This is a genomic window from Streptomyces sp. NPDC030296 (genome assembly GCF_055572815.1).
This window is the reverse complement of the sequence record NZ_JBVICQ010000024.1, coordinates 23,976-50,139: the sequence shown is the minus strand read 5'-3', so window position 1 is coordinate 50,139 and position 26,164 is coordinate 23,976. Positions and strand designations below refer to the sequence as shown.

The 26,164-nt window shown below is 72.9% G+C and carries 19 protein-coding genes; 8 read left to right on the top strand and 11 right to left on the bottom strand.

The features are described from left to right. Window positions 1-45 precede the first annotated feature (45 nt). The 7 genes from ACZ4Z3_RS39375 to ACZ4Z3_RS39345 all read right to left on the bottom strand — a co-directional run bounded on the left by ACZ4Z3_RS39375 (window position 46) and on the right by ACZ4Z3_RS39345 (window position 7,936). Complete coding sequence (locus tag ACZ4Z3_RS39375; protein ID WP_468505561.1) at window positions 46-1,314, bottom strand: glycosyltransferase; 1,269 nt, start codon at window positions 1,312-1,314, stop codon at window positions 46-48. Further along, on the bottom strand, window positions 1,311-2,276 hold the full coding sequence (locus tag ACZ4Z3_RS39370) for a glycosyltransferase (RefSeq protein WP_468505560.1): 966 nt from the start codon (window positions 2,274-2,276) through the stop codon (window positions 1,311-1,313). Before ACZ4Z3_RS39370 ends, ACZ4Z3_RS39375 begins: the two co-directional genes overlap by 4 nt. Next, entirely contained in the window at window positions 2,273-3,400 is a 1,128-nt protein-coding gene (locus ACZ4Z3_RS39365; protein ID WP_468505559.1) for a glycosyltransferase family 9 protein, read from the bottom strand. Before ACZ4Z3_RS39365 ends, ACZ4Z3_RS39370 begins: the two co-directional genes overlap by 4 nt. Further along, window positions 3,397-4,098, bottom strand: coding sequence for a D-glycero-alpha-D-manno-heptose-1,7-bisphosphate 7-phosphatase (locus tag ACZ4Z3_RS39360; protein ID WP_468505558.1), 702 nt, complete (start codon window positions 4,096-4,098; stop codon window positions 3,397-3,399). The genes ACZ4Z3_RS39365 and ACZ4Z3_RS39360 overlap by 4 nt, the downstream gene beginning before the upstream one ends. Continuing rightward, window positions 4,095-5,183 (bottom strand): glycosyltransferase family 2 protein, encoded by a 1,089-nt coding sequence (locus ACZ4Z3_RS39355; protein WP_468505557.1) that lies wholly within the window; start codon window positions 5,181-5,183, stop codon window positions 4,095-4,097. Before ACZ4Z3_RS39355 ends, ACZ4Z3_RS39360 begins: the two co-directional genes overlap by 4 nt. Continuing rightward, complete coding sequence (locus ACZ4Z3_RS39350) at window positions 5,180-6,847, bottom strand: carbamoyltransferase family protein (RefSeq protein ID WP_468505556.1); 1,668 nt, start codon at window positions 6,845-6,847, stop codon at window positions 5,180-5,182. The genes ACZ4Z3_RS39355 and ACZ4Z3_RS39350 overlap by 4 nt, the downstream gene beginning before the upstream one ends. Window positions 6,848-6,940: 93 nt before the next feature. Further along, window positions 6,941-7,936, bottom strand: a complete 996-nt coding sequence (locus tag ACZ4Z3_RS39345) for an NAD-dependent epimerase/dehydratase family protein (RefSeq protein WP_468505555.1) — start codon at window positions 7,934-7,936, stop codon at window positions 6,941-6,943. Between the two features lie 691 nt (window positions 7,937-8,627). Between ACZ4Z3_RS39345 and ACZ4Z3_RS39340 the strand changes: the two genes are divergently transcribed. Together ACZ4Z3_RS39340 and ACZ4Z3_RS39335 are read left to right on the top strand one after the other, a co-directional pair. After that, on the top strand, window positions 8,628-9,905 hold the full coding sequence (locus ACZ4Z3_RS39340) for a glycosyltransferase (RefSeq protein ID WP_468505554.1): 1,278 nt from the start codon (window positions 8,628-8,630) through the stop codon (window positions 9,903-9,905). Beyond that, window positions 9,902-11,299, top strand: a complete 1,398-nt coding sequence (locus ACZ4Z3_RS39335) for a hypothetical protein (protein WP_468505553.1) — start codon at window positions 9,902-9,904, stop codon at window positions 11,297-11,299. The genes ACZ4Z3_RS39340 and ACZ4Z3_RS39335 overlap by 4 nt, the downstream gene beginning before the upstream one ends. Window positions 11,300-12,066: 767 nt before the next feature. Here ACZ4Z3_RS39335 and ACZ4Z3_RS39330 read toward each other — a convergent pair. The 4 genes from ACZ4Z3_RS39330 to ACZ4Z3_RS39315 all read right to left on the bottom strand — a co-directional run bounded on the left by ACZ4Z3_RS39330 (window position 12,067) and on the right by ACZ4Z3_RS39315 (window position 17,709). Next, window positions 12,067-13,512, bottom strand: coding sequence for a family 43 glycosylhydrolase (locus tag ACZ4Z3_RS39330; RefSeq protein ID WP_468505552.1), 1,446 nt, complete (start codon window positions 13,510-13,512; stop codon window positions 12,067-12,069). Window positions 13,513-13,764: 252 nt separating this feature from the next. After that, a complete protein-coding gene (locus ACZ4Z3_RS39325; protein ID WP_468505551.1) occupies window positions 13,765-13,923 on the bottom strand; it encodes a hypothetical protein in 159 nt (52 codons plus the stop codon). A 33-nt stretch (window positions 13,924-13,956) separates the two neighbouring features. After that, a complete protein-coding gene (locus tag ACZ4Z3_RS39320; RefSeq protein WP_468505550.1) occupies window positions 13,957-14,841 on the bottom strand; it encodes an SDR family oxidoreductase in 885 nt (294 codons plus the stop codon). A 102-nt stretch (window positions 14,842-14,943) separates the two neighbouring features. After that, window positions 14,944-17,709, bottom strand: a complete 2,766-nt coding sequence (locus ACZ4Z3_RS39315) for a M4 family metallopeptidase (protein WP_468505549.1) — start codon at window positions 17,707-17,709, stop codon at window positions 14,944-14,946. Between the two features lie 507 nt (window positions 17,710-18,216). Between ACZ4Z3_RS39315 and ACZ4Z3_RS39310 the strand changes: the two genes are divergently transcribed. The 6 genes from ACZ4Z3_RS39310 (at window position 18,217) to ACZ4Z3_RS39285 (ending at window position 26,164) form a co-directional block, all read left to right on the top strand. Next, window positions 18,217-18,741 carry a hypothetical protein gene (locus ACZ4Z3_RS39310; RefSeq protein ID WP_468505548.1) on the top strand — a complete coding sequence of 175 codons (525 nt, stop codon included), beginning with the start codon at window positions 18,217-18,219 and terminating at the stop codon, window positions 18,739-18,741. A gap of 417 nt (window positions 18,742-19,158) precedes the next feature. Further along, complete coding sequence (locus ACZ4Z3_RS39305) at window positions 19,159-21,303, top strand: hypothetical protein (protein ID WP_468505547.1); 2,145 nt, start codon at window positions 19,159-19,161, stop codon at window positions 21,301-21,303. An 87-nt stretch (window positions 21,304-21,390) separates the two neighbouring features. After that, window positions 21,391-22,899 carry a GT4 family glycosyltransferase PelF gene (pelF, locus tag ACZ4Z3_RS39300; RefSeq protein WP_468505546.1) on the top strand — a complete coding sequence of 503 codons (1,509 nt, stop codon included), beginning with the start codon at window positions 21,391-21,393 and terminating at the stop codon, window positions 22,897-22,899. Continuing rightward, entirely contained in the window at window positions 22,896-24,314 is a 1,419-nt protein-coding gene (locus ACZ4Z3_RS39295; RefSeq protein ID WP_468505545.1) for a hypothetical protein, read from the top strand. Before pelF ends, ACZ4Z3_RS39295 begins: the two co-directional genes overlap by 4 nt. Before the next feature lie 64 nt (window positions 24,315-24,378). Continuing rightward, window positions 24,379-25,380, top strand: coding sequence for a GDP-mannose 4,6-dehydratase (locus ACZ4Z3_RS39290; RefSeq protein WP_468505544.1), 1,002 nt, complete (start codon window positions 24,379-24,381; stop codon window positions 25,378-25,380). Window positions 25,381-25,450: 70 nt separating this feature from the next. Beyond that, window positions 25,451-26,164, top strand: a complete 714-nt coding sequence (locus ACZ4Z3_RS39285) for a nucleotidyltransferase family protein (protein ID WP_468505543.1) — start codon at window positions 25,451-25,453, stop codon at window positions 26,162-26,164.

Below are 26,164 nucleotides of genomic sequence, written 5' to 3'. Positions count from 1 at the left end.
GACGGACCTGTGGGGGTTCGCGTTCGGAATGCCGTGGCGGGGCCGTCAGACCACGCCGGTCATGGCGGGCCGGGCGTCGACGACCTGCTCGTAGGCCGCCTCGGTGGCCAGGCCCACCCGGTCCCAGCAGTAGCGGCGCAGGACGCGGCGCCGGCCCGTCTCCCCGCACGCGGCTCGGGCCTCGGGATCGGCGAGGAGTTCGCCGACGGCAGCGGCCAGCGCCTCGGGGTGCCGGGGCGGCACCAGCCGCCCGGTGCCGGGGTCGGCGACCGTGTCGAGCTGACCGCCCACCGTACTGGCGACCACCGGCCGGCCGCAGGCCATCGCCTCTAGCGGCACGATGCCGAACGGCTCGTAGTCCGCGGGGCACACCACCACGTCCGCGCCGCGCAGCAGCGGCGGCACCTCCCGACTGGGCACGCCGCCCGTGAAGCGGACCCGGTCGGCGACGCCCACCTCGTCGGCGAGGGCACGCAGCCTGCGGACCTCCGGGTCGTCGTCCAGCCGGTCCGCCGGGGGGCCGCCGGCCACGACCAGCTCGGTGTCGGGCAGTTGGGCGAGGGCGGTGATCGAGACGGCGGCGCCCTTGCGCGGCACCAGGCGACCCAGTTGCAGCACCCGGTGGGGGAGGGGCCCGCGTGCCATGGCCGGACCGCGCGGGGTGAACAGCGCCGTGTCGACCCCGCAGGGCACGACGCTCACCTTGCTCGACGGGACTCCCATGCGGGCCAGCTCGTCGACCTCGTCCCGGCAGGTCGCCACGACCCGGTCGCAGGCGAGACCCACCTCCCGCTCCAGCGCGATCCGCTGCGGCGGACTGGTGTCGGCGAGCTGCTGGTGCCGTCGCTTCACCGTGCCGAGGGCGTGGTACGTGTGCAGCAGCGGCAGCCCCAGCTCACGGGTGGCCCGCAGGGCGGCGACGCCCGACATCCAGAAGTGCGAGTGGACCACGTCCGGCGACCCCGACCGCCACACCTGGGCGAGGTAGCGTCCGAACTCCCCCATGTGGGGCAGGAGTTCGTCCTTGGGAAGCGACTCCGGGGGGCCTGCGGGCACATGGTGCACCGTCACCCCCTGGCGCAGCGGCACCTCGTCGGGCAGGTCCGGCGCGTCCCGGCGGGTGTACACGGTGACCTCGTGGCCCCGGTCGGCGAGCGCGGCGGCGAGGGCGGCGACGTGGACGTTCTGGCCGCCCGCGTCCACCCCGCCGAGGACGGCGAGCGGACTCGCGTGCTCCGAGACCAGGGCGATGGACCTGGACCGCGGAGGGGAGGCGATGCCGCCGAGCCGGAAGGGGGTCAGGATCGAGTTCATGAGCGGGCCTCCGTCAACACGCGCTCCCAGTCGTCCAGGAAGCGCTTGAGTCCGTACCGTTCGAGGGCCGCCTGCCGGGCACGCGCGCCGTCCTCGGCCGCCGCCGCGGGGTCCTCCAGGTAGTGCCGTACGGCCCGGGCGAGCACCTCGGGCCGGGTGGAGAGGGTGCCCGCGCCCGCCGGGACCGCCTCGACGGCCTCGGTGGTCGCGAGCGCCACGACCGGCATCCCCAGATGCATCGCCTCCAGCAGGGACAGGCCGAGGGACGTCCAGCGCACCGGGTGCAGATACAGGCGGCGCTGGGCCATGGCGGGGTGCAGATGGTTCTGGGGCAGGTCGGCGGAGCGGCAGCGGTCCTCCGGCAGGCCGAGGTGAGCGGCCAGCCCCTCGGTGCCCATGCCGAACACGTCCAGCGGCGCCGCCTCCGCCAGGGCGGGCAGCAGGTCGGTGCCGGTGTACCGGCCGCGCCGTACGGGTTCGTTGACGACGACGGCCGCGCGGGGGAGCCGTCCCGTGTACTGGTGCCCGGGGTCGACGACGCCGTGCTCGATCACCTCCGTACGAGTGGTACCGCAGTCCCAGAACAGCCGGTTGAAGTGGGTGACGTGGACCAGCGTCAGATCGTCGCGGTCGGCGTACGGGTGCCGGGTCCCCGGTACGTCGCCGTCCGGCGCGTTGTGCTCCAGGTAGACGGCGGGCACATCGCGCCCGGGGCGTCGGCCGCCCAGCCAGCGCTCGGCGAGGGCGAGTTCGTGCGGCCGCTGGAGGAGCACCAGGTCCACCGGCCTCTCCCGCAGCTCCTCCGGCGGCACCTCGCGCACCGAGGCCGGCCAGGAGAACGTCCGGGCGCGGCCGAGGCCGTCCGGCCCCCGGTCGGGCGTCACGGGAACGAGACAGGTGTGGGGGCCCTGCACGAAGGCCGTCGTCCAGGAGCCGTGCACATGCCACAGCAGGATGTTCATACGGTCGCTCCTCGTTCCGTCGCACGGTCGCCCGCGCGGCCCGGCGGCGCCGCGTCGCGGCTCCACGGGCCGGGGCGGGCGGTCCGCTCGGCGCGGTCGTTCGCCCTGTCGCCGAGGGCCGAGACGGCGGCGAGGACCTGCCGGTCGCCGACACCGTCGAGGCAGGGGTGTCCCGGCAGCGGGCACCGCCGGGCCCGGCTCCCGGCGCACGCGGCGCCCTGGTCCCCGAGCAGGACGTGCGGCACGCCGTACGGGCGCCAGCGTTCGGCCGGCACCACCGGCGCGAAAAGACAGACCACGGGGGTCCCCACCGCGGCGGCGAGATGCGTCGGCCCGGTGTTGCCGGCCACCATCACGCGCGCCCCGGCCAGAACCCCCGCCAGCTGCCGCAGATCGGTGGCGCCGCCGAGGTCGAGGGCGTGCCCGCCGGCGACGTACGAGGTGAGGTCCCGCTCGTCCGGTCCTCCGGTGACCACCACGCGGTGGCCCGCCGCGGACAGGGCGGCCGCGGCCCGTGCCGCCCGGCCGGGACTCCAGGCGCGGGCCGGTACCGCGGCCCCCGGATGCAGCACCACGTACGGTTCGGTCCCGGTCAGCGGCGTCATGTCCGGGGGCGGCAGGACGCGCAGTGCCCCGTCGTCGCCGGGCGGCAGCGCGCAGCCAGCGTCCCGCGCCAGGTCCAGGGCCGCCAGGGCCTCGTGACGGTGCGGCAGCCGCCGGTGGCGCAGATCGAGCAGCGCGCCGGGGTAGTCCTCGCTGTCGGCGGCGATCTGGCCCACCCCGGCCAGCTTCAGCAGCAGTGCCGTCGGCAGCGGGCTCTGGTGGTACGACACCAGCACCAGGGCGCGGTCGAAGCGGCGGGCCGCCACCTCCTCTACCAGCCGGTCGGTGGCGGACCGCGACACGGGGGCCGGTTCCAGTCCCACCCACGGCGCGTCGTGCACGAGCACCTCGTCCACGCCCGGCAGCAGCCGTGCCGCCGCGACTCCCTGCGGCCCGCACAGCAGCGTGGTGCGGGAGGAACCCGCAGCGACCGCGCGGACGGCGGGACCGGCCAGCAGCACGTCACCAGCACTGTCCAGACGCACGACGAGGCTGCGGGGGAGGGCGGTGGTGGCGCTCATGGCCGGCCTCCCGTGACGGCGGCCGGGCGGCCACCACCGTCCCCTGGGGCGACAGCGGACGGGTTGCTGCCTCGGGTCCCGGGGGCGACGGCGGTCGTGCGGCCACCACCGGTCGCCGGGTCCAGCGCGAACCGTACGGCCGTCGCCAGGTCGGGGGCGACGTGGTCGGCGTCGGTGATCTCCTCGGGCCGGGTCACGGGCGTCGGCACCAGCACCCCGCGCGCGCCCGCGGCGCGGGCGGCGGCCAGGTCGGAGCCGATGTCGCCGATGACGACCGTCCGCGCGGCCCGTACGCCGAGCCGGGCGCACGCGGCGAGCACCAGGCCCGGCGCGGGCTTGCGGCATCCGCAGCCGTCGTCCGGGCCGTGCGGGCACACCGCCCAGACGTCGAACGGGCCGAGGAGGGCGTCGACGCGCCGCCGTACGGCGTCCACCTGGCGGTAGGTCAGCAGGCCCCGGGCGACGCCCGACTGATTGCTCACGACCCCGACCGGCACGCCCCGCGCGCGTACGGCCGCGACGGCCTCCCGTGCCGTGGGCAGCGGCTCGACCCGCTCGGGGTCGCCGTTGTAGGGGACGTCGGAGACGAGCGTGCCGTCCCGGTCGAAGAGGACGGCCTCCGGGAGGCCGGCACCGGTCCCGCCCGCGACCGGAGCGGGCGTGCCGAACAGCCAGGGGCGTCCCGGGACACCGGTCATGAGGCCACCCCTTCCTCCAGGGCCATCCGCGTCGAGGGCCCCGCCGGCCGGAACCGCGCCGCGCCCCGGTGCGTGACGTGTCCACGCAGCCGGTGCCAGACGGCGGCGGGCGGGATGGCCGCACTCGTCAGCGCCATGCTCAGGACCTCGTCGCGGGTGAGCGGCCCCGGCAGGATCCGGGCCAGCGCGAACTCGGCGGTACCGGCCAGCCATCCGGCCGCGCACAGCGCCGCGCCACGGGGTCGGCCGAGGACGGCGCAGGCCAGCCCTGTCACGGCGAGCGCCGTCACCGCCAGATGCCCGGGCAGCCGTCCCCGTCGTGCTCCCGCCCGCTCCCACCAGTCACGGCCGTGCCGCCGGGTCATCAGCACGTCGTCCGCGTTGCCCGCCTGGAGCCGCAGGGAGACCCAGCGGTCCGCGGGCCGCACCGGGTGCCGCGTGACCCGGGTCCCGGCGGTCAGCGTCCAGCCCGCGCCGAGGACGCGCAGCGCGAGGTCCGCGTCCTCCCGGAAGGCCCGCCGGAACCGCTCGTCGAAGCCGTCCACGGCCTCCAGCGCCTCCCGCCGGTAGGCCATGTCGGCGGTGATCCAGCGGGCCGACGCCAGGCCGGCCGTGTTCCGCTCCCAGTCCGTGGGCCGCCGCCCGGCCGGCAGGGGCACCTCGATCCGGGCGGTGACCCCGGCGCTGTCCGGGGGCGCCGTCGCGAGGTCCAGGGCGAGGTCGTCCGCCCAGCAGGGGCCGGGCACCACGTCGTCGTCGAGGAACACGATCCAGGGCACCGCGCCGGCGGCCCGCCAGCCCGTGTTGCGGGCGGCGGCCGGACCGGCCGCGCGGCCCCTCACCACGGTCGTCCGTTCCCGCAGCGCCGGGGGGACCTCGTGTTCCAGGGGCACGTCCGGCTCGGGACGGTCGTCGACGACGACCACCCGCACCGGCATCGGCCCCTCGCACCGGGCGAGCGCGTCCAGACACGCCCCCAGGCTCGGCCGCCCCAGGGTCGGGACCACCACGGCGTACGCGCCGCCGCCGTCACCGGAGTAGCCGCGCGCGCCGGGGCGCCGCCCCTGACGGGTGAACTCGCTCATCGTGCCACCTCCTCGCCCCCGGCGGTGCCGAACAAGCCCGGCCGGCGCACCGCGTACGGTCCGATGGCGAGCAGGTCGACGGGGGAGGAGCCGAAGCACTCCAGGGCGTCGCGCGGATCGTCCACCATCGGACGGCCCGCCGTGTTGAGGCTGGTGTTGACGACGACCGGCAGCCCCGTCAGCCGCTCGAACTCCCCGAGCATGCGGGCCACCAGCGGCTCCCGCCCCGCGTCCACGGTCTGGATGCGGGCCGTACCGTCCACGTGCACGACCGCCGGTATGCGCTCACGCCACTCGGGGGCCACGTCGTGCACGAACAGCATGTACGGGCTCGGCAGCGGACCGTCGAAGATCTCCCCGGCCCGCCCGGCGAGCACCATGGGCGCCACCGGCCGGAACTGTTCGCGGCCCTTGACGTCGTTGAGGCGCTCCAGGTTCCCGGCGTGACCGGGGTGCGCCAGCAGGGAGCGGTGGCCGAGCGCGCGCGGCCCGTACTCGGAACGGCCCTGGAACCAGGCGACGATGCCGTTGTCCGCCAGCGCCCGCGCCACGGTGGCCGCGATGTCCGCGGGCCGCTCGAACGGCACGCCCGCCGTCTTCAGCCACGCCCCCAGCTCGGCGTCCGACCAGTCGCGGCCCAGATCGGCGCCCGGCATCGGTTCCGGGTCGTCGCCCTGCTCGGCCGCGAGCAGCAGTGCCCCGCCGAGGGCCGTTCCGGCGTCACCGGCCGCGGGCTGCACCCACACCCGGGAGAAGGGCCCCTCACGGGCGATCCGCGAGTTGGCGACGCAGTTCAGGGCGACACCGCCGGCCAGGGTGAGCGTGCTGTCGTGGGTCCGGCCGTGCAGCCAGCGCACCAGGTCCAGCAGCGTCTCCTCCAGGACCGCCTGGGCGCTCGCCGCCACATCGGCGTGCTCCCGTGTCCACGGCTCGTCGGGGCCGCGCGGCGCGCACAGCTCGTTCCAGGGCACGCCCGTGGCACGGAACCCGCCGTCACCGGTGGGGTGCACGTACCGGCGCAGCTCGGACAGCATGCGCGGGGTCCCGTGGGAGGCGAGGGCCATCACCTTGAACTCGTCGGAGGAGCGCAGGAATCCCAGATGCTCGGTCAGCTCCTCGTACACCAGCCCCAGGGAATGGGGCAGTTCCTGCGCGTACAGCGCCTCCAGCCGGTCGCCGGTGCGGCGGGCGGCCAGGTGCGAGGCGCGTTCACCGCGGCCGTCCAGCACCAGCACCGAGGAGTCCCCGGCGTCGGGCGCGCCGAACGCGCTCGACGCGGCGTGCGCCATGTGGTGCGGGACGAAGCGGACGATGCCGGGATCCAGGCCGGGCAGCGCGGTGCTGAGGAAGCCGGGGGCCTCCCGCGCGTAGGTCTGCCGCAGATGGTCCCATGGGTCGTCGAGCCCCAACTCATCGGCGGGCCGGGCGAGCCGGGGGTCGTACGAGTAGGCGACCGCGTCGAGGTCCTGGGGGCGCAGGCCCGCCCGGGTCAGACACCAGGCGGCGGCCTTCTCCGGCAGTTCCCACGCGGCGAACGGCACCGGCCGCTTGCCGTGCTTGCGGCGGGAGAACCGCTCCTCCTCGGCGGCGGCGACGGTACGGCCGTCGATGACGAGCGCGGCTGCGGGGTCGTGGAACAGCGCGTTGATTCCGAGAATGCGCATGGAGGGGGACCTTTCGGCGAGGGGGTGACGCCGGTGCCGGGCGCGCGCGGGGCCGATGGGTGATCCTGGGCGCTCGCGCGCCGCGGATCGGGGTCAGTGGGGCGCGGCCGGCGTCGTGCGGCGCGACTCGGCCTCGGCTTCGGCGCGGAACCAGTCGATCGTGCGCCGCAGTCCGTCCACCGGCGCGATCCGTGGCTCCCAACCGAGCTTGTCGTGGGCCAGGGTGATGTCCGGGCAGCGCAACGCCGGGTCGTCGGTGGGGCGTTCCACGAAGCGGATCTCGGAGTCGGAGTCGGCGAGGACGATGACGAGCCGGGCCAGGTCGAGCATGGTGATCTCGCCCGGATTGCCGATGTTGACGGGGCCGCGCATGCCGTGGGCCGCCGCCGCGAGCACCCCTCGCACCGTGTCGTCGACGTAGCACAGGGAGCGCGTCTGCAGACCGTCGCCGGTGACCGTGAGGGGCTCCCCGGCGAGGGCCTGCCGCACGAAGGTCGGCACCGCCCGGCCGTCGTGACCGCGCATGCGCGGACCGTACGTGTTGAACAGGCGCACGATGGCGGTGTCGGTGCCCTTGGTGTCGGCGTGGGCGGTGGTCAGCGCCTCACCGAACCGCTTGGCCTCGTCGTACACGCTCCGTGGCCCGACGGGGTTCACATGGCCCCAGTAGCGTTCGTCCTGTGGATTCTGCTGCGGATCCCCGTACACCTCGGACGTGGAGGCGAGCACGAAGCGGGCGCCGTTGGCGTGGGCGAGCTCCAGGGCGTGACGGGTACCGAGACTGCCCGTCTCCATCGTGTGCAGGGGCAGTCGCAGATAGTCGGCCGGTGACGCGGGGGAGGCGAAGTGCAGCACCAGGTCGGTGGGCAGGTCGACGGGTATGCCCTCGGCGACGTTCGCCTCGACCAGGGTGAAACCCGGGCGTTGCAGGAGTGGGGCGATGTTGGCGACACGTCCTGTACTGAGGTCGTCGACACAGGTGACCTCGGTGCCCGAGTCCAACAGGGCGGTACACAGATGCGAACCGACGAAACCCGCACCGCCGGTGACGACGGCGTGCTGCCAGGTCGGTGAGAAGGCGGCGGTCATGGCGATCTCCTCCGTGCTGGGCGACGGCGTATCGCCCCCCTGAACACGCGCCGGGCAGGGCGGCGCACCGCCCGTGGCGGAACGAGGGGAATGAGGGAAGGGGTCGGGGTCGTGGTCCCCGGTCCCCGGGTGGGAACGGCGGCTGGTGCGCACCGTCGGCGGGGGACGCCCGAACAGTGAGTGTGGCACGGGGCGGTCGCGCTCGCGACCGGTGGACCGGTGTGGCCCCCGGTCCCGTGGATGACGCCGTGACGGACATGACATGCGCATTGGAGTTCCCCGCCGATTGTTACTTATGCGGATAATTCGGACTATTTCTTTGTAGTCGTCTTCAGGAGTCACAGCCGACTGCGTCACCCGGCGGACGGCCGGGGCTGTGAGGCTGCGGGAACCGCAACGACCCCACACCCGGACAAGACGTGAGGAAGCCGAGCCCCAGGAGTTGTATGCGGCGGCGGAAGGGGCCTGCCAAACAACCGGCCGGCAGGGAAATTCGGTAGCGGCATCGCCGCACGTCGAACCATCCGGCACACGGGGGGACAGTCACAGGCCGGACACGACGGCGGCGGACCCAACGACGACCAGCACCGACACCGTCGCCGACACGAAGCACATCGACTTCCCACAGGCCCGCTGGAACAGCGACCGCGGCTGAGGCGACTCATCACAGAAAAACCGGGGGACGCCGCACATGCGCATCGCCTTCCTGCTGCACAATGCCTACGCGGTGGGCGGCACCGTACGCACGACCATGACACTCGCCGACACGCTCGCACGGCGACACCAGGTGGAACTCGTGTCGGTCTTCCGGCACCGCGAGAAGCCACGACTGGGGCGGTCGCCGGAAGTGCCGCTGCGGGCCCTGGTGGACCGGCGCAAGGGATCCGCGGACACGGTGGACCCGCTCGCCCAGCGGGCCGGTGAGTTCTTCCCCAAGGGGGACAGCCGCTCGGACCAGTACCACCAACTCGCCGAGCGGCGGGTCATCGACTGGCTGCGGGAGACGGACGCAGACGTCGTCGTGGGCACCAGGGCCGGACTCAACGCACTGGTGGCCCGGTTCGGGCCACGACATGCCGTACTCGTCGGCCAGGAGCACCTCACCCACGACAACCACCCGCACCGCCTGCGGACGGAACTCCAGCGCTGGTACGGCGGTCTCGACGCGCTGGTCACCATGACCGAGGCCGACGCGCGCGACCACCGGCGCGGCATGCGGCTGCCGCGCACCCAGGTGCTGGCCATCCCCAACAGCGTCCCCGAACCCCCGGTGCCACCGGCCGACCCGGCGGCCAAGGTCGTCGTCGCGGCGGGACGGCTGGCCCGCGTCAAGCGGTACGAGATGCTGGTCGACGCGTTCGCCCTGGCCGGCGCGGCCTGTCCCGACTGGTCCCTGCGCATCTACGGTGACGGCCCGGAGCGCGCCCGGATAGCCGACCGGATAGCCCACCACGGGCTGGGGGATCGGGTCTTCCTGATGGGTGCGGCCACTCCCATCGAGGCCGAGTGGGTCAAGGGTTCCATCGCCGCGGTGACCTCCGCGCACGAGTCGTTCGGAATGACGATCGTGGAGGCCATGCGCTGCGGCCTGCCGGTGGTGAGCACGGACTGCCCCCATGGGCCCGGCGAGATCATCCGCCACGGTGTGGACGGCCTCCTTGTCCCGCGCGACAGCACCCGGGGTGTGGCCGACGCGCTGGTGGCACTGATGCGGGACGACGGACGGCGTGCTGAGATGGGTACGGCCGCCCGGGCCGGCGCGGAGAAACGATTCGCCCCGAATGACATCGCCGACCGTTACGAGCACCTGTTCAGCACACTGGTGAAGGAGCGGGCCGGGCGGTCCGCTCCCCCATGGCCCGGCACGGCCGACTGGCGGGCCCGTGCTGCCGCGCTCACCGCCACCGCGGGCATCCTCGCCCGCGGAGCGGTGCGTCGCGGGCGGCGCAAGCTGGGCTGGGTCGGATGAACGCGGATCGTACGGCTGCCTCGGCCCAGCGGAAGCTGTTGATCGTGGCCGCCGGGTTCTGCCTGCTGTCGGCCGTCCTCGTACCGGTCACGCTGCCGCTCGGCTGGGACGAGATCGTGTATGCCAGCCGCTTCGGACCGTACGGTCCCGCGACCCCGTTCAGCGCCCCGCGTACCCGCGGCGTCCCCCTGCTGCTCGCTCCGATCGCCTCCTGGAGCGACTCGACGGTACTGCTCAGGGTGTGGCTGCTCCTGCTGGCCGGTGGTGCGCTGTGGCTGGGATTCCGGCCGTGGCTGCGGATCGTGCGCCGCCCGGCGGCGGTGTGGGTGGCGGCCGGGTTGTACGGCAGCCTGTGGATCACCGTGTTCTACGCCGGTTCCGCGATGCCGAACCACTACACCGCGATGGGTGCCACGGCCGCGGTGGGCTGCTTCCTCGCGCCGCGTCGCCGGTACACGGGCGTCGCGGCGGGCCTGGCGGTGGTGACACTGATGCGGCCCAACGACGGCGTGGCCGTCGCCGCGCCGCTGCTCCTGGCAGCCGTAGTGATGCCCGCACTGCGCGACCACGGCCGCCTGCGGGGGCGTCTGTCGGCCGTGGCGGTCGGACTGGTGGCGGGTGCGCTGCCCTGGGTCGTCGAGGCCGAGCTGCGGTTCGGCGGGGTGCGGAACCGGCTCGCGGAGGCCGACGAGGTCCAGGGCGGCCTGCGGGCCGTGTTCTCCCTGCGTGCCCATCTCACGGCGCTGGACGGCCCGCTGCTGTGCCGTCCCTGCACGGGCGACAGCGTGATCCTGCCCGTGACGGAGTGGTGGGTGCTCCTGCCGCTGCTGGTCGGCCTGGGACTGTGGGCGGAGCGCCGGGCGGGCCGGTCCGCCGCGCCGCTGTGGTCGGCGGTGGCGGTGGCGGCGGCCACGGCGGCCCCGTATCTCTTCCTCGTCCCCTATGCCGCGCCGCGGTTCCTGCTGCCGGCGTACGCGCTGCTGGCGCTCCCCGCCGCTGTCGGGCTCCTGGCCGTCGTCCACCGGGCCCGCGCGCGCCGTTCGCTGCCGGCAGCCGCGGTGCTGGCCCTGGCACTCCTCGGGCACGGGGGCATCCAGGCCGGTCTCGTCCACACGCATGCGGGCATCCAGCAACAGGCCCGCGGAGACTGGGACCGGATCGTCTCCGTGCTGCGTGAGCACGGGGTGCACCCGCCGTGTGCCCTCGCGGGGAACAGTTCGACGATTCCCATCGCCTACACCGCGGGCTGCGCTGTCACGGAGACGGATCCCCGGACGCGCCCCAGTGCGGTGGTCCTTCGCGAGCGGAAGCCACCGCACTGGGCACGCGACTGGCGGCGATATCCGGTGCCGGACACGTACAACCCCGGATGGACCGTCGTCGTGGGCCCGTGACGGCCGGCTGAGTGCCTCGGGGGCGGCAGGGCGATGCGGCCCCCGAGCACTGTCGCCGCCGGCCGGTCATGGCCCCTGGGTGTGCTTCGTGTTCTTGGCTGTGTCGTGACGGGGTGGAAGCGGGTCGTCAGGAACGCGACCACTGGAAGCCGGCCGTTGTGCCGCAGGTGCGCCTGTTCGAGCGGGGCGAGGTTCTCGGTCGAGGCGCCGGCGACGTGGACGCACTTGCCGCTGGGGCGGGCCCTGAGCTGGAAGTAGCCGTCGGTGGCGACCCAGGAGAACTGTCCGGTTCACCGGACAGGCCGGGCCGCAGCCGCCGTGGCTGCTGCCACCGCCGCTGTACGCAACCGACACGACGGCCGGCCGTACCGGCGGCGCGGCGTCACCCTCGAGCCCCTGTTTGCCGTAGGTCGGTTGCCCGACCCGGGGCGCCGTGCCCGTCGGCGTCGTCGGCGCGATCACCGGTTCTCCTGGCGCGCCCAGCAGGCTGCTGACCGGCAGGCGAAGCCCCTCGGGGGCGAGCAGTCCGTTTCCTTCTCGCGTGCCCGCTTCGCCGACACAGGGCGCCTCGCAGGCGGTCCGCCGCACTCCGCACTGACCGCAGACTGACACGCGTCGGCCGTTGCCGGCGAAGGCCTCGGCCGCCGGTACGAAGGAGTGGGGAGGGGGGGCAGTGAGCAGGTCGCCCTCCGCGCGTCGCCCGAGGTGACGCGCGGAGGGCTCACTGATCGCATCGCTCTCCGTGTGGCCTTTCCGTCCGCCCGGTCCTACTCCTTGTAGAAGGTGGCGTCCTGCCGGGCGATGGTGGTGGTCACCGGCTGGGTGTAGAGCAGGTGGTTGTAGTGCCGGATGAAGCGGCCGGGGAAGTTGAACGACTCGTACGACACGGCCGCGGGGTCGGCGAGACCGGCCCGCTCGTGGAACGAGGCGTCATTGTCGAACAGGGTGCTGCCGTCGTCCTTCTCCACCCACACCTCGTTGTTCTTGTGGCGCAGGTAGTAGCCGGGGAAGTTGGCCGATTCGAGGGAGACGGTGCCGTTGCCGGCCAGGCCCGGGACGACGCGGAACTGCGAGTCGGCGAGTTCCGTGACGTTGGACTCGGTCCTGGCCCGGAACTCCCAGTGCCGGATGTACTTGTCCGGGAAGTTGTACGAGGAGAAGCGGACGGGGGTGACACCGTCGGCGACGGGGATGCCGAAGTTGGGGGTGCCGTCGGCGTTCCAGTAGATCTTCTGGTAGCGGGTGCGTCGGTTGGGGTCCTTGAGCGGGTCGCCGACGATGTCCCGGTAGTTGCGGGCGTGGTAGACGAGGATGTCCGACTTGCCGTCCTCGGAGACCGTGAAGGTGTTGTGGCCGGGGCCGTACTGGCCGGTCTTGTCGTTGCTCTTGAGGACCGGCGTGGGAGTCTTGGTCCAGGACGCCGGGTTCATCAGGTCGGCGGTGGCGTCGGCGGTCAGCAGGCCGAGGCAGTAGTTGGCGTCGGTGCGGCTGGCCGAGAAGGTCATGAAGACCTTGCCGTTCTTCTGGATGAAGGCCGGGCCCTCGTTGACGCGGGCGCCGACGGTCTCCCAGGCGTACTGGGGCTTGGAGATCATGGCCGGGGTGCCCTCGATGGTCCAGGGGTTGGCCATCTTCGCCAGGTAAATCTGCGTGCCCTTGCCGAGCGCCGGGTCCTCCTGGGCCCAGCTCAGGTAGCGGGTGCCGTTGTGCGTGAAGGTGGTGGCGTCCAGCGAGAAGGTGTCCATGGGCAGGCTGATCCTGCCCTTCTCGGTCCAGGTGCCGGTGAGCGGGTTCGCGGCGCTGGTCTCCAGGACGTACGGCCGGATCCGCCAGATGTCGTTGGACCAGCCGGCCGTGAAGTAGATGTACCACTTGCCGTCGATGAAGTGGATCTCCGGTGCCCAGATGTGGGCGCCCATCTCACCGGTGGGGTGCTTGGTCCAGATCGTGGTCTCCGGAGCCGTGGCGAGGCCCTGGAGGGTGGTGGCCCGGCGCATGACGATCCTGTCGTACGCGGGGACCGTGGCGGTGAAGTAGTAGAAGCCGTCGGTGTGCTTGAAGATGTGCGGGTCGGCGCGCTGCTCGGCTATCGGGTTGGTGAAGGTGACGGCGGGGGAGGCGGGCACGGCGGCCTGGGCAGGGGTGGTCACGGAGGTGAGCACGGCGAGCGCGGCCGCCGCGGCCACCAGAACCCGTCTGGCGAGATGTCTCATGATTTCTGTTGCGGCCCTTCGGGATCAGACGGTCGTGGGGACGAGCGGCCACGGCCGACAGTTGGTGCTGTTGCGGCTCCACCGGCGCAAGGCGACGCCGCTGGCCGATGTTCGATACTGCGAACGATGTGCGGAACCGCGGACGAAACGTAAAGGCGGTGCAAGGGCGTGGTCAATGGGGCGAACGAAACCGATATCCCGAACGTCGCGGATCACCCGAACAGTCCCTGCCGGACGGACGGGAAGCCCAGGTCAGGCGCCCGTCAACAGGAACTCCTGCCGCATGGCGACGAGCTGCGGCACGACGAGGAGCCGCCGCATGACGACGAGCTGCGCCGGAACAGGAGGAGGAACCTCCGCAGGAAGAACCGGCGCCCGTCCCTCGGTACCCGAGGGCTCACTCGTCGTCATCGTCGGCCGCTCCGCCCCCGCAGGGACGGTCCGTCAGGGCAGGGGGGTGCCGCCGGTGGCGTTGAGGATCTCCGCCGTGATGTAGCTCGCCCGGTCGGAGGCGAGGAACACATAGGCCGGTGCCATCTCGGCGGGCTGGGCCGGCCGGCCCAGCGGCGCCTGCTTGCCGAACTCCTCCGTGTCGGGCAGCGTGGCCGGGATCAGCGGTGTCCACACCGGGCCCGGCGCCACCGCGTTCACCCGGATCCCGCGCGGGGCGAGCATCTGTGCCAGCCCCTGCGTGAACGTGACGATGGCGCCCTTGGTCATCGCGTAGTCGAGGAGATGCGGACTCGGCTTGTACGCCTGCACCGAGGTGCTGTTGATGATCGACCCGCCCGCCGGGATGTGCGGCAGCGCCAGCTTGCACACCCAGAACATGCCGTACAGGTTGGTCCGCACGACCCGGTCGAACTGCTCGGTCGAGATTCCCTCGATGCCGTCCGACTGGGCCATCTGGTACGCGGCGTTGTTCACCAGCACGTCGATCCGGCCGAACTCCGCGACCGCCCGCTCGATCAGCGCACGGCACTGCTCCTCGTCCCGGATGTCGCACGCCACGGCGATCGCCTTCCGCCCGGCGTCCTCAACCAGCCGAGCCGTCTCCCGGGCGTCGTCCGCCTCCTCCGGCAGATGCGTGAACAGCACGTCCGCGCCCTCCCGGGCGTACGCCAGGGCGACCGCCCTGCCGATCCCGGAGTCACCACCCGTCAGCACCGCTGTGCGGTCCGTGAGCAGCCCGCTGCCCTGATAGGACTCCTCCCCGTGGTCCGGGGGCGGGTCCATGGCGCCGGTCCGGCCCGGATGTTCCTGGTCCTGCTGCGGAAAGTCCGGCCGGGGATGGCGTTCGACCGGGTTCCGCCGCTCGTCGTCGCTCATGAGCACAGGCCCTTCGTGTCGCGTCGGTTCGATGAACGGCGTCCTCACGGACCCCGCGCGCCCCGAGTGCCCGGGCGCGCGGAGTCCATACGCGGGGTCCGGTCAGTCGCACCGGCCGCTCGACCTGGCCCGGGTCACCACCTCGCTGGTGCCGGTGGTCGCGTCCAGCCACACCACGCGGGTGCCCGGCGCCGCCGCGGCCGAGAGCTGCTCGCCCCGGTTGCAGGAGACCCGGCCCCGGCGCGGTCCTTCGCCGTCCGTCGGGAACTGCCACAGCTTGGACAGCGACTCGTTGCGCAGCACCGTGTCCGGCGTCCGGGCGACCATCGTCACCGCCCCGTCGGAGGCAGTCACCTGGGAGACGTTGAGCGCCCGCGGACCCGTCTCCGGGCTGAGGTCGGTGACGTCCGAGCCGTCGAGTCCGGCGCGGCGCAGCGCCGTCGTCCCGTTCCCGTCGATCTCGTCGAGCAGCCAGTAGGCCCGCCCGCCCGCGACGGCCGTCGGGCCCAGACCCGTGCCGGGCGCGGCGGTCTGGACGACGCTCTCCCCACCGGTCGCGAGGTCGATCACCCGGGTGCTGGACTCGTACACATGGGCCACCCGCCGCCAGTCCTGGTAGACCAGCTTGCCGTCGCTCACCGACGGCCAGGTGGCCCGGTGGTAGGTGCCCCCGCCGCGGGAGACCCTGTTCGCCGGGTCCTTCAGGCTGACCTGGGCGATGGCGGCCCGCCCGCCGTGGTTGTTGTACGCGTACGCCACCACGTCACCGTCGACGTCGAGGGCGCGCCCGATGCTCCGATGGTGGGCGAGGACCTTCACCGGGCCGCCCGCGAGGGGCCGCGCGAGGATGTCGATGCCGTTCGACCCGTGGGCCTGCCACACCACCGTCTTCCCGTCGGTGGTCGGATTGACGTGATAGCGGCCGTCGTTGGGGCTCATCAGCTTCAGCCGCCCGCTGCCGTCCGTGCGCCCCGCCCACACCGAGTACGGCTCGGTGCCGTCCTCGTTGGAGGAGGAGGCCGTCCACCAGTCGCCGCCGGCGCCCAGCCGGGTGTCGGTGGTGTTGACGCGTTCGAGCAGCGTGTCGGAGTCGACACCGAGGGCCAGCTCCCAGTCGGGCACGATGCCATGGGCGTTGAAGGCCCGCCGCACGGCCGTGAGGTCCTGCCCGACGACCCCCAGGTCCTTCGCGGCGGCGATCACCGCGTCCCGGCCCTGGGTGAACCCGTCGAGCGGGGTGAGGTACTCGGTGAGAGCCCGGTACACCACCCGGTCGGCGCGCCGGGCCCCGAGATCCTCACGCACGTCCCACAACGCTCCGGAGAAGATCGTCGAGTTGAGATGGACGCCCCCGCTGTCGGTGCCGAAGCCGACGCCGAGGAACGACTTGGCCGTCGTCCGCCCGTCGTTCAGGTCGCGGAACGCGCACTCGCCCGCCGGCTTGCCGCGGCACAGCCGCTCGCCGAGCAGACCCGCGGTGGGGTCGTCCATGGAGACGCCGTACACGTCCGTCTCGATGGCGTTGCCGAAGTAGTCCGCGAGTGCCTCGTTCAGGGCCCCGGACTGGCCCGCGTAGACGAGGTCGGCCGAGTGGTCGATGACACCGTGGGTCATCTCGTGGCCGACGACGTCCAGCCCGGCGGAGAGCGGGAGGTACTCCGCGTCGCCGTTTCCGTACACCGTCTTCTGGCCGTCCCAGAAGGCGTTCACATAGGGCTGACCGCCGTCGCTGACCCCGACCAGCGAGTGGACGGACATGCCGCGCCCGTCGAGGCTGTCCCGCCCGTGCCGGTTCTTGAAGTAGTCGTAGACCTGGCCCGCGGCCCAGTGCGCGTCGACCGCGCCCGCCTCGGTGGCCTCGGCGCCGAACGCCGGGGTCGGCGACGAGAACAGCGGCAGTTCGGCCGGCCACACACCGGCCACGTCCGTGACCCCGAGGCCCCTGGCGTCCCAGGTGCCGAGGAAGTCGCCGTTGTCGTTCTGGATCCGGGTGTGGTCGCGCAGGGCGTACGTGCCCTGGATCTCGTCCTGCCTGACCGGCAACTCGACGGACTTCCCGTCCAGTTTGACGCCGGAGCCCGTCGGATCGGCGGCCCGCGCGGCCCGGCCGGCCGCCTTCCCCGCCACGGCCGTTCGGGGGGCGCCGAACGTCCTGATACCGCTGTACTGGAGCACCGGGTATCCGGCGTGCGCGTCGATGTACACCTCGCGCAGCACCGGCTCGCCGCCCACCGGGCTCGTGCCCCGCACGGTGATGTGCCGGGTGAGCACACCCGCGCCGGCGGGCAGCACGACCAGGCCGTGCGAGGTGCCCGTCAGCGCTGCCCCGTCCTCGTCGGCCTTCTCGAACGCGGTGAAGTCCTCGGCGTCCAGATCGGCCCGTACGGCGTCGACCGCCCGTTCGACGGCGAGCGCGTCGTCGACCTCGGCCGTGGTGCCGGTCCGCAGCCCCGTGAAGTACTTGCCCGAAGTGCCGGTCACGACCCTCCGGCCGTCGTCCCCCTTCTCCATGCGGACGACGTACTGGCCGCCGAGCACCGGCACCCCGCGGTGTTCCTGCCGCAGCCGTACGGTCTCCCGGCCGCCGCCCGCCCTGATGGTCCCGGCCGGTTCCAGGTCCCGCACCGGGTTCGCGATGCGGTATCGGTCCCGCTCGGCGGCCAGGTACGAGCGCGCCGCGTCCGCCGCGCTGCCGGCCGCCGGGGCCCGCTCCCGGATGTCGTCCACCAGCGCGGGTGTCGCCGTCCGCTGCCCCGGCACCACCTCGCCGGGGGCCGGCGGGGGTGTGTCGTCCCCGGTCGCCGCGCCGGCGGGGACCGCCGACACGACGAGTGCGGCGACGCCCAACAGCGCCGCCGCACCCGACATCCCGCCTCGCCGTGCTCTCGATAAGCCCGCTGATCTCCCGCAACGTGCTCTGTGCTGACGCACTGTCTCCCCCACGGAAGTCGGATCCCCGGCGGCGGTCGACCGCCGGCCAGGGGCCATGGAACAGGCGATGCGGCGTCCCATCAATGGGGCGGGGGCGCCCACAGGCGACTTCCGGCCCTTCACGAACAGGTCGGCCGTCGCTGCGGGCGGGGGCGGACGGGGGGTGAGAACGGCGCACGGTCGGCAGTCCACACGCCGGGCGGCGGGCCATACGGTTCGAACACGCCATTGCCGCCACAGAGCCCTCACGGCCCGCCCCGGCCCCAACGGCCGCTCCCGACCCCTCTGTGACCCACTCGTCACCCTGCGTCTATGGGGCGGAGGGAGACCCTCCGCGTATTCCCCACACCACCTTCACCCCGCACACACTTTCGGCCGACGGGGCGCCGGTGTGCTCGCACAGGGGCAGACGACCCGCTCGTCGTGTGCCTAGCCTCCCGGCCCATGCGATCACCACTGATGACACGTCTCGGCCTCGGCGCCGTCCTCGCTTTCGCCCTCGCCGTCTTCGGGATGGCGCCCACCGCGAGCGCCGACCCCGCGCCGGCCGGGCTGACCTTCGCCACCGACAGCGCCACGACCACGCCCGGCGGCACGGTGAACCTGTCGATGACGATCACGAACAACAAGACCTACGACATCTGGTTCGTGTACCAGACCATCGAGCCCACCTGGCTGACCACCCAGCGCCCCGACCTCAAGTACGCCTTCGCCGGGTGCAGCCTGACCACGGCCGCCGGTGCCACGCCCTGTTCCGGGACCGGCCCCGCCAACCTCGGCACCAACTACGGCGCCACCATCCCGCCCGGTCAGAGCCGTACCGTCACGCTGACGCTCCAGGTCGCCGCCGACTCCGGCTGCAACGGCAACATCGGCTTCTACTCGTACTACTACGCCGAGTTCAGCGACTCCACGAACACCAGCGGCGGCCCGGTCTACACGCCCCAGACGCGGGTCCTCTGCGCCTGACGGTTCGTCCAGGATGTGGGCATCCGCGGGGGGCGTGACCTGAAATGATCTGCGATCACGCACTTGTCGCGGTATGGACCACTGACAGCTCGACCGGCGGGCCCCCACGGCCCGCCGGTATACGGCACAGGGTCGGGACCAGCGCGCCGGGCCCTCATGGTCATCCGGAACCGGCCCTCCGCACCCCCGGTGGCGACGGAAAACCACCTCAATCGGTTCCATGTGATTCCGTTTGGACACCTTCGCTTTTCCGTCATGTTTCTCCGCATGACCACGAAAGCTCCACACAGACACCACTATGTGACGCGACGGATGCGTCGACGACTGGCTTCTGAGGGGGACGCCGGCGTCACGCAAGGGGGTGCGTCCGCTCAGGAGAGGCGTGCTCACCCCTGCCCGGGGAGGGGACTTCACCGCATGAAGCGGACCTTACGCACCACCGTGCTCACGGTGGGCGCGCTCATCGCCGCACTCGGCCTGCCCGCCGGCCCCGCACAGGCCGACGACATCGCACCCCGCATCGACCTGCGGGTCCTGGTGGTGAGCGACGGAGGCCCGTCCACCGACGCCATCGCCGCCGAACTCACCGCGGCCGGCACGCCGTACACCGAGATCGACCTGACCCGGTCGGACCGGCCCGTCGTCGACGCCGGCTTCCTCGCGGACACCGTCGACGGCCGCCCGCGCGCCAGGTTCCAGGCCGTCGTCCTGCCCAACGACAACCCGTTCCCGGCCGGTTCCGCCGAGATGGCCGCACTCGTCGCCTACGAGCAGGCCTACGGGATACCCCAGGTCGACGCCTACACCTACGCCCGCCCCGAAGCCGGACTCCAGTACCCGGTGTACGGCGGCTACTCCGGCGGCATGGACGGCGCCCAGGCCCAGGTCACCGCCGCCGGCAAGGCGGGCCCGTTCGGCTACCTCGACGGGGCGGTGCCCTTCGAGGACAACGACCCCGCGATCGGCGAGAGCTACGCCTATCTGTCGAGACCCGTGGCGGGCGCCGACTTCACCCCGTACGTCGACGCCGCGATCCCCGGCCAGTCCGCACGGGGCAGCCTCGTCGGCGAGTACCGGCACGACGGACGCCGCGAACTCGTCGTCACGTTCGTCTACAACCAGTACCAGCAGCAGTTCCGGCTGCTGGCCCGCGGCATCGTCGCATGGATGACCGGCGGCGTGCACCTCGGCGCCTCCCGGAACTACTTCGCCGTCCACGTCGACGACGTGTTCGCCGCCGACGACCGCTGGAACACCCAGCTCAACTGCACCCCCGGCGACGTCGACTGCACCGACCCGGACGCGCAGCCCGACCCCATCCGCATGACCCCGGGCGACGTCGACCACGGCATCACCTGGCAGAACCAGAAGAACTTCACCCTCGACTTCGCCTACAACGGCGCCGGCAGCGTCGACCACCGCGAGGACCACAACGGCACCGACGCCCTCGCCGACCGGCTGATCGCGCAGCGCGGCAAGTTCCGCTGGATCAACCACACCTACTCGCACCCCTTCCTCGGCTGCGTCCAGAACACCACCGTGGTGCCCTGGAAATGCGCGACGAACGCCGACGGCTCCACCCGCTGGGTCAGCCGCAACGAGATCTCCGACGAGATCGCCACCAACCGCGTCTGGGGGCAGATCAACCAACTGCCCCTGGAGAACGGCGAGTTGGTCACCGGTGAGCACTCCGGCATGAAGGTCCTGCCGCAGCAGCCGCAGGACAACCCCAACCTGGCGCTCGCCGTCGACGACAACGACATCACCTGGCTCGGCTCCGACAACTCCCGCGAACCCGCCCAGCGCCAGGTCGGCCCCGCCACCACCGTGCCCCGCCACCCGATGAACGTCTTCTACAACGCGGGCCGCGCCGCCGAACAGGTCGACGAGTACAACTGGATCTACACCAGCCGCGCCCAGGGCGGCAGCGGCATCTGCGAGGACAACCCGGCCACCACCACCTGCCTCACGGCACCCCTGGACACGGCCACCGGCTACGCACAGGTCATCGTGCCCCTGGAGAAGCGGATCGCCCTCGGCCACGTCCTCGCCAACGACCCGAGGCCCCACTTCATCCACCAGTCCAACCTCGCCGAGGACCGCATCGCCTACCCCGTGCTCAGCGGCGTCCTCGACGGCTACGCGGCCCTCTTCGCCGACAACACCCCCGTGGTGAATCTGCGGATGAAGGACATCGGCGCCGAACTCAAGCGCCGGGCCGCCTGGCAGGCCGCCCTCCAGGCCGGCGACGTCACCGCCTACCGCATCGGCTCCACCGTCACGGTCGACGCGCCCGACGGCACCGCCGTCACCGCCACCCTCCCCACCGGAACCACCCGCGGCGGAGCGGTCTTCGGCGAGGCGTACGCGGGCGCCGCCTCCGGCTGGACCACCGCCACGGGCGCACCCCTCACCCTCACCCTGCCGTCCTCCGCCGACGCGCCGACCGTCTCCCCCGTCGAACCCGGCGAGGCCACGAAACCGGCACCGGACACCCGGATCCCCGCGGGTGTGAGCGAGAGAGTCCCCTACGGCGCGGACACGTCCGCCGAGGACGACTGAGGCGCACACCGACCGAAGGTCCCGGCCGCCCACCCGGCGGCCGGGAGCGGTACGAACCACCCCACACCTCGGCCGTGGAGCACAACGATGCCCGTTCCGCACGGAACGCGAAACCCTGGCGCAACGCGCGTCACCTTGCTCACCGAAGGCACCTATCCCCACAGTCACGGCGGCGTCAGCGTCTGGTGCGACCAACTCGTCCAGGGCATGCCCGACCTCGACTTCGACGTCATCGCCGTCACCGGCACCGGACGCGAACCCCTCGTCTGGGAGCTGCCCGCGCAGGTCTCCCGCGTGCTGTCCGTCCCCATGTGGGGCGACCCGCCGCCAGGCGACCCGCCGCGCGGCCGCGCCCGCAACCGGCTCGCCACCGCCTACGAACAGTTCCTCACCGCCCTGCTCGACCCCCGAGCCGAACCCGGCTTCGCACCCGCGCTGTACACGATGGCCAGGGCCGCCGCCGACGGCGCGCTCAGCCCGTTCCTGCGCTCGGACCGGGCGATCACCCTGCTGACCTCGGTGTGGAACCGCCCCGGCCTCGCCGTGCACGAGTCCCGGCCCACCCTGCACGACGCGCTCACCGCGACCTCCCTGCTGGAACACGCCCTGCGTCCGCTGGCCGCACCCCCGCCCGAGACCGGGGTCGCCCACGCGGTCAGCGGAGGCGTCGCCGTCCTGCCCGGACTCGCCGCACTGGACCGGCACGGCGTCCCCCTGCTGCTCACCGAGCACGGCGTCTACCTGCGCGAACGCTATCTGGGCTATCGCACCGCCCCGTACCGCTGGCCGGTGAAGGCGGTCGTCCTCGGCTTCTTCCGGCTCCTCGCGGAGGAGACCTACCGCAGGGCCGCCCTGATCACCCCCGGTAACCGCTACAACCGGCTCTGGGAGGAACAGGGCGGCGCCGACCCGGAGTCCATACGCACCGTCTACAACGGCGTCGACCCCACCGCGTTCCCACCCGCCGGGCCCGAACCGGAGACCCTCACCCTCAGCTGGGCGGGCCGCGTCGACCCGATCAAGGACCTGGAGACCCTCATCCGGGCCTTCGCCCTCGTCCGGGAACGACTCCCCGAGGCCCGGCTGCGGCTGTTCGGCGGAACCCCCAAGGGCGGGGAGGCCTACCGCGAACGCTGCGAGGCCCTCGCCGCCGAACTCGGACACGCCGGCGCCGTCACCTTCGAGGGCCGCGTCGACGACATCAAGGACGCCTACGCGGCCGGCAACGTCGTGATGCTCTCCAGCATCAGCGAGGGCTTCCCCTTCACGCTGATCGAGGCCATGTCGTGCGGCCGGGCCACCGTCTCCACCGACGTGGGCGGCGTCCGCGAGGCCGTCGGCGACACCGGGCTCGTGGTACCGCCCCGCGACCCCGCGGCGATGGCCGCGGCGGCGCTGGCACTGCTCGGTGATCCCGCCCGCCGCGCCGCGATGGGCGAGGCGGCCCGGCTGCGGGTCATCGAACAGTTCACGCTCCGTCAGACCATCGACACCTTCCGGTCGATCTACCTCGAACTCCCCGCCCTGGTCCGCACGCCGGCGGAGGTACCGCTCCCACCGGGGGAGCTGACCGCGATCAGCACGGTGGCCGGATGAGCGGGCCGATGTCACTCGAACCCGGCGGCGTCGAACACGAGACGCTCACCATCCGCCTCGCCGACCGGCACCGCCCTCGCCGCCGCCCCAGCTGGGCCCTCGCCGACGACACCACCCTCACCATCCGGCTGCCCCGCCAGGGGCCCGACGAGGCGGCGGTCAGCGAACTCGCCGCCGAACTCGCCGACCGCATAGGGCCCGCCGTCCACCCCTACGAGGTGGCCGCGTTCCTGGAGGCGGAGGGCCTGTCCGCCACCGTGATCAAGGAGCGGTACGGCCACCCGAACCTCTTCTCCCTGGCCGCAGCGCTCTACGAACGGGTGCCGAGGACGTTCCCCGAGCCCCCGGCTCAACCCGACGTATGGCGCCCCGACACCGTGCGCTGCCTGCTGCGCGGCGTGCTCTTCGCGCTGCCCGGCCTCGCCTATCTGCTCACCGCGCCCCTGTGGAACCCCGGCGGGCACGCCCCCGCCCTGATCGTCGCCGGACTCGTCTCCTGGGCCTGGGGCCAGGCCCTCGGCCACCGCGCCCATCTGCGCATGGCGACCGGACGGCACGAGGCGGCCCGTACCCTCCTGACCGGCGCGCCCCTGGGCACGGTCGTCGCCACGGCCGCCGCCGCACTGCCCGCCGGGGGCGGACCGGTGACCCTGGTCGCCGCCGCGCAGTCCGCCTACCTCGCGGCGGCCGGCGTCCTGCTGGTGCTGGCCCGCGAACGGCTGCTGCTCGCCGCGCTCAGCCCGCTGATCGCCGGCGCCACCGTCCTGCCGTGGTGGGAGCCAGGCCCCGTGCTCCGGGCCGGACTGCCGGCGCTCGCCCTGACCGCCACCCTCGCCGTCACCGGCCGGGTGCTGCGGACCACGCTCGCCGTCGACGCCGTACCGGGGGCCACCCGCCCCCGCCTCCTGCCGTCCCTGCCCTACGGCCTGTTCGGACTGGCCGCCGGAGTGCTCGTCCTGCTCGAAGGACGCGAGGAGCCGTACGCGGTGATCGTCCTCACCGTCAGCATGGGGCCGGCGGAATGGCTGCTCTACCGCTACCGGGGCCTGTCCCTCGCCGCCCTCCGGGCCGTCGCGACCCCCGCCGGGTTCCTGCTCCGCTCGGCCGGCGTCCTCGGCCTCTGCCTGCTCGCCTACCTGCTGCCGCTGCTGCCGGCGGCCCTGCTCACCGGCGCCGACCCGGCGGCCCTGCTGCTCCTCGCGGCCGCGCTGTGGACCGCGCTGCTGCTCCAGGCGTTCGGCGCGGCCTGGCCCCCGGCCCTGATCTGCCTCGCCGCGGCCGGCGCCGCAGGAACGATCACTCTGCTGCGCCTGCCACCCGGCGACCCGGCGCTGCCGCTGAGCTGCGCCGCCGCCGCGCTGTGTCTGTCGGCGTGCGCGCTGCGCGTGCTCGGCCGGCCCGCGCCGCACGCCTGAGCCCCGCGCTCACCCACGACCCCGCCACAGCCCCCACATCCGACCTACCGGAAGGACACCACCGTTGACCTCCGCACCGCTCGCCGCCGTCACCGGAGCCGAGGGCTTCATCGGCTCCCACCTCACCGAGGCACTCGTCGCCTCCGGACACCGCGTGCGCGCCATGGCCCAGTACAACTCCTTCTCCTCCTACGGCTGGCTGGAGACCCTCCACCCCGACGTCCTCGACCACGTGGAGATCGTCCTCGGCGACGTCCGCGACCCCGGCTCGGTGCGCGGCCTCCTCGACGGCGCCGACACCGCCTACCACCTGGCCGCGCTCATCGCGATCCCGTACTCGTACCGGGCCCCGCACAGCTACGTGGACACCAACGTCACCGGCACCCTCAACGTGCTGGAGGCCGTCCGCGCCCTCGGCACACCCCGCCTGGTGCACACCTCCACCAGCGAGACGTACGGCACCGCGCAGACCGTGCCGATCACCGAGGACCACCCCATCCAGACCCAGTCCCCGTACGCCGCCTCCAAGGCCGGCGGCGACCGGCTGGCCGACAGCTACCACGCCAGCTTCGACACCCCCGTGGTCACCCTGCGGCCGTTCAACACCTTCGGACCCCGCCAGTCCATGCGCGCAGTGATCCCCACGGTCATCGGTCAAGTCGCGGCGGGGGAGCGCACCATCACCCTCGGGGACCTGCGGCCCACCCGCGACTTCACCTTCGTCAAGGACACCGCGCAGGCGTTCCTCGCCGTCGGCACCGCGCCCGCCGAGCGGGTCGTGGGCCGCACCTTCAACGCCGGCACCGGCGGGGAGATCGCGGTCGGCGACCTCGTCGCCCTCATCGGCAAGGTGATGGACACCGGCCTCGACGTCCGTGAGGACGCCGCCCGGATCCGGCCCGCCAACTCCGAGGTCATGCGGCTCGTCGCCGACGCGAGCAGACTCACCGCCGCCACCGGCTGGCAGCCCGCCCACTCCCTGGAGGAAGGACTCGCCGAGACCGTGGAGTTCTTCCGCGACCCGGCCAACCTCGCCCGCTACAAGACCGGGATCTACAACATCTGACTCCCGTCCGGCACGACCCGCACGGCCGGCGAGGCCGCGCGGTCCACGAAGTCCCTGAAGGAGGAGCACCATGCACGCAGTGATCCTGGCGGGAGGCAAGGGCGTACGGCTGCGGCCCTACACGACCGCGCTGCCGAAGCCGCTCGTCCCCATCGGCGACCAGCACGCCATCCTGGAGATCGTGCTGCGCCAGCTCTCCACCGCCGGATTCACCCACTGCACCATCGCCATCGGCCACCTGGGCGAGATCATCCGCGCCTACGTCGGCGACGGCTCCCAGTGGGACCTGACCGTCGACTACGCCACCGAGGAGAGTCCCCTCGGCACCATGGGCCCGCTGCTCAACCTGCGCGACCGGCTCCCCGAGGAGTTCCTCGTGATGAACGGCGACGTCCTCACGGACCTCGACTACGCCGACGTCCTGCGCCGGCACCGCGAGTCCGGCGCGCCGCTCACCATCGCCACGTACGCCCGCAAGGTGCACATCGACTTCGGGGTGCTCACCACCGACGACAGCAAGGTCGTCGCGTTCACCGAGAAGCCGAGCATCGACTACCGGGTCTCCATGGGCGTCTACGGGGTGTCCCGCTCGACGCTGGAGGGCTACACGCCCGGACTGCCCCTGGGCTTCGACGAACTGGTCCTCGACCTGATCAGGGCCCGCAACCAGCCGCACGCCTACGAGTTCGACGGGTACTGGCTCGACATAGGGCGCCCCGACGACTACGACCGTGCCAACGCCGAGTTCACCACCCGTAAGTCGCTTCTGCTCAAGGGAGCCTGA

Coding starts and splice junctions, on each gene's coding strand:
- ACZ4Z3_RS39345 (WP_468505555.1), bottom strand. CDS start 7,936: ATGACCGCCGCCTTCTCACCGACCTGGCAGCACGCCGTCGTCACCGGC.
- ACZ4Z3_RS39315 (WP_468505549.1), bottom strand. CDS start 17,709: ATGTCGGGTGCGGCGGCGCTGTTGGGCGTCGCCGCACTCGTCGTGTCG.
- ACZ4Z3_RS39310 (WP_468505548.1), top strand. CDS start 18,217: ATGCGATCACCACTGATGACACGTCTCGGCCTCGGCGCCGTCCTCGCT.
- ACZ4Z3_RS39365 (WP_468505559.1), bottom strand. CDS start 3,400: ATGAGCGCCACCACCGCCCTCCCCCGCAGCCTCGTCGTGCGTCTGGAC.
- ACZ4Z3_RS39285 (WP_468505543.1), top strand. CDS start 25,451: ATGCACGCAGTGATCCTGGCGGGAGGCAAGGGCGTACGGCTGCGGCCC.
- ACZ4Z3_RS39350 (WP_468505556.1), bottom strand. CDS start 6,847: ATGCGCATTCTCGGAATCAACGCGCTGTTCCACGACCCCGCAGCCGCG.
- ACZ4Z3_RS39320 (WP_468505550.1), bottom strand. CDS start 14,841: ATGAGCGACGACGAGCGGCGGAACCCGGTCGAACGCCATCCCCGGCCG.
- ACZ4Z3_RS39360 (WP_468505558.1), bottom strand. CDS start 4,098: ATGACCGGTGTCCCGGGACGCCCCTGGCTGTTCGGCACGCCCGCTCCG.
- ACZ4Z3_RS39355 (WP_468505557.1), bottom strand. CDS start 5,183: ATGAGCGAGTTCACCCGTCAGGGGCGGCGCCCCGGCGCGCGCGGCTAC.
- pelF (WP_468505546.1), top strand. CDS start 21,391: ATGCCCGTTCCGCACGGAACGCGAAACCCTGGCGCAACGCGCGTCACC.
- ACZ4Z3_RS39325 (WP_468505551.1), bottom strand. CDS start 13,923: ATGACGACGAGTGAGCCCTCGGGTACCGAGGGACGGGCGCCGGTTCTT.
- ACZ4Z3_RS39330 (WP_468505552.1), bottom strand. CDS start 13,512: ATGAGACATCTCGCCAGACGGGTTCTGGTGGCCGCGGCGGCCGCGCTC.
- ACZ4Z3_RS39375 (WP_468505561.1), bottom strand. CDS start 1,314: ATGAACTCGATCCTGACCCCCTTCCGGCTCGGCGGCATCGCCTCCCCT.
- ACZ4Z3_RS39305 (WP_468505547.1), top strand. CDS start 19,159: ATGAAGCGGACCTTACGCACCACCGTGCTCACGGTGGGCGCGCTCATC.
- ACZ4Z3_RS39370 (WP_468505560.1), bottom strand. CDS start 2,276: ATGAACATCCTGCTGTGGCATGTGCACGGCTCCTGGACGACGGCCTTC.
- ACZ4Z3_RS39295 (WP_468505545.1), top strand. CDS start 22,896: ATGAGCGGGCCGATGTCACTCGAACCCGGCGGCGTCGAACACGAGACG.
- ACZ4Z3_RS39340 (WP_468505554.1), top strand. CDS start 8,628: ATGCGCATCGCCTTCCTGCTGCACAATGCCTACGCGGTGGGCGGCACC.
- ACZ4Z3_RS39335 (WP_468505553.1), top strand. CDS start 9,902: ATGAACGCGGATCGTACGGCTGCCTCGGCCCAGCGGAAGCTGTTGATC.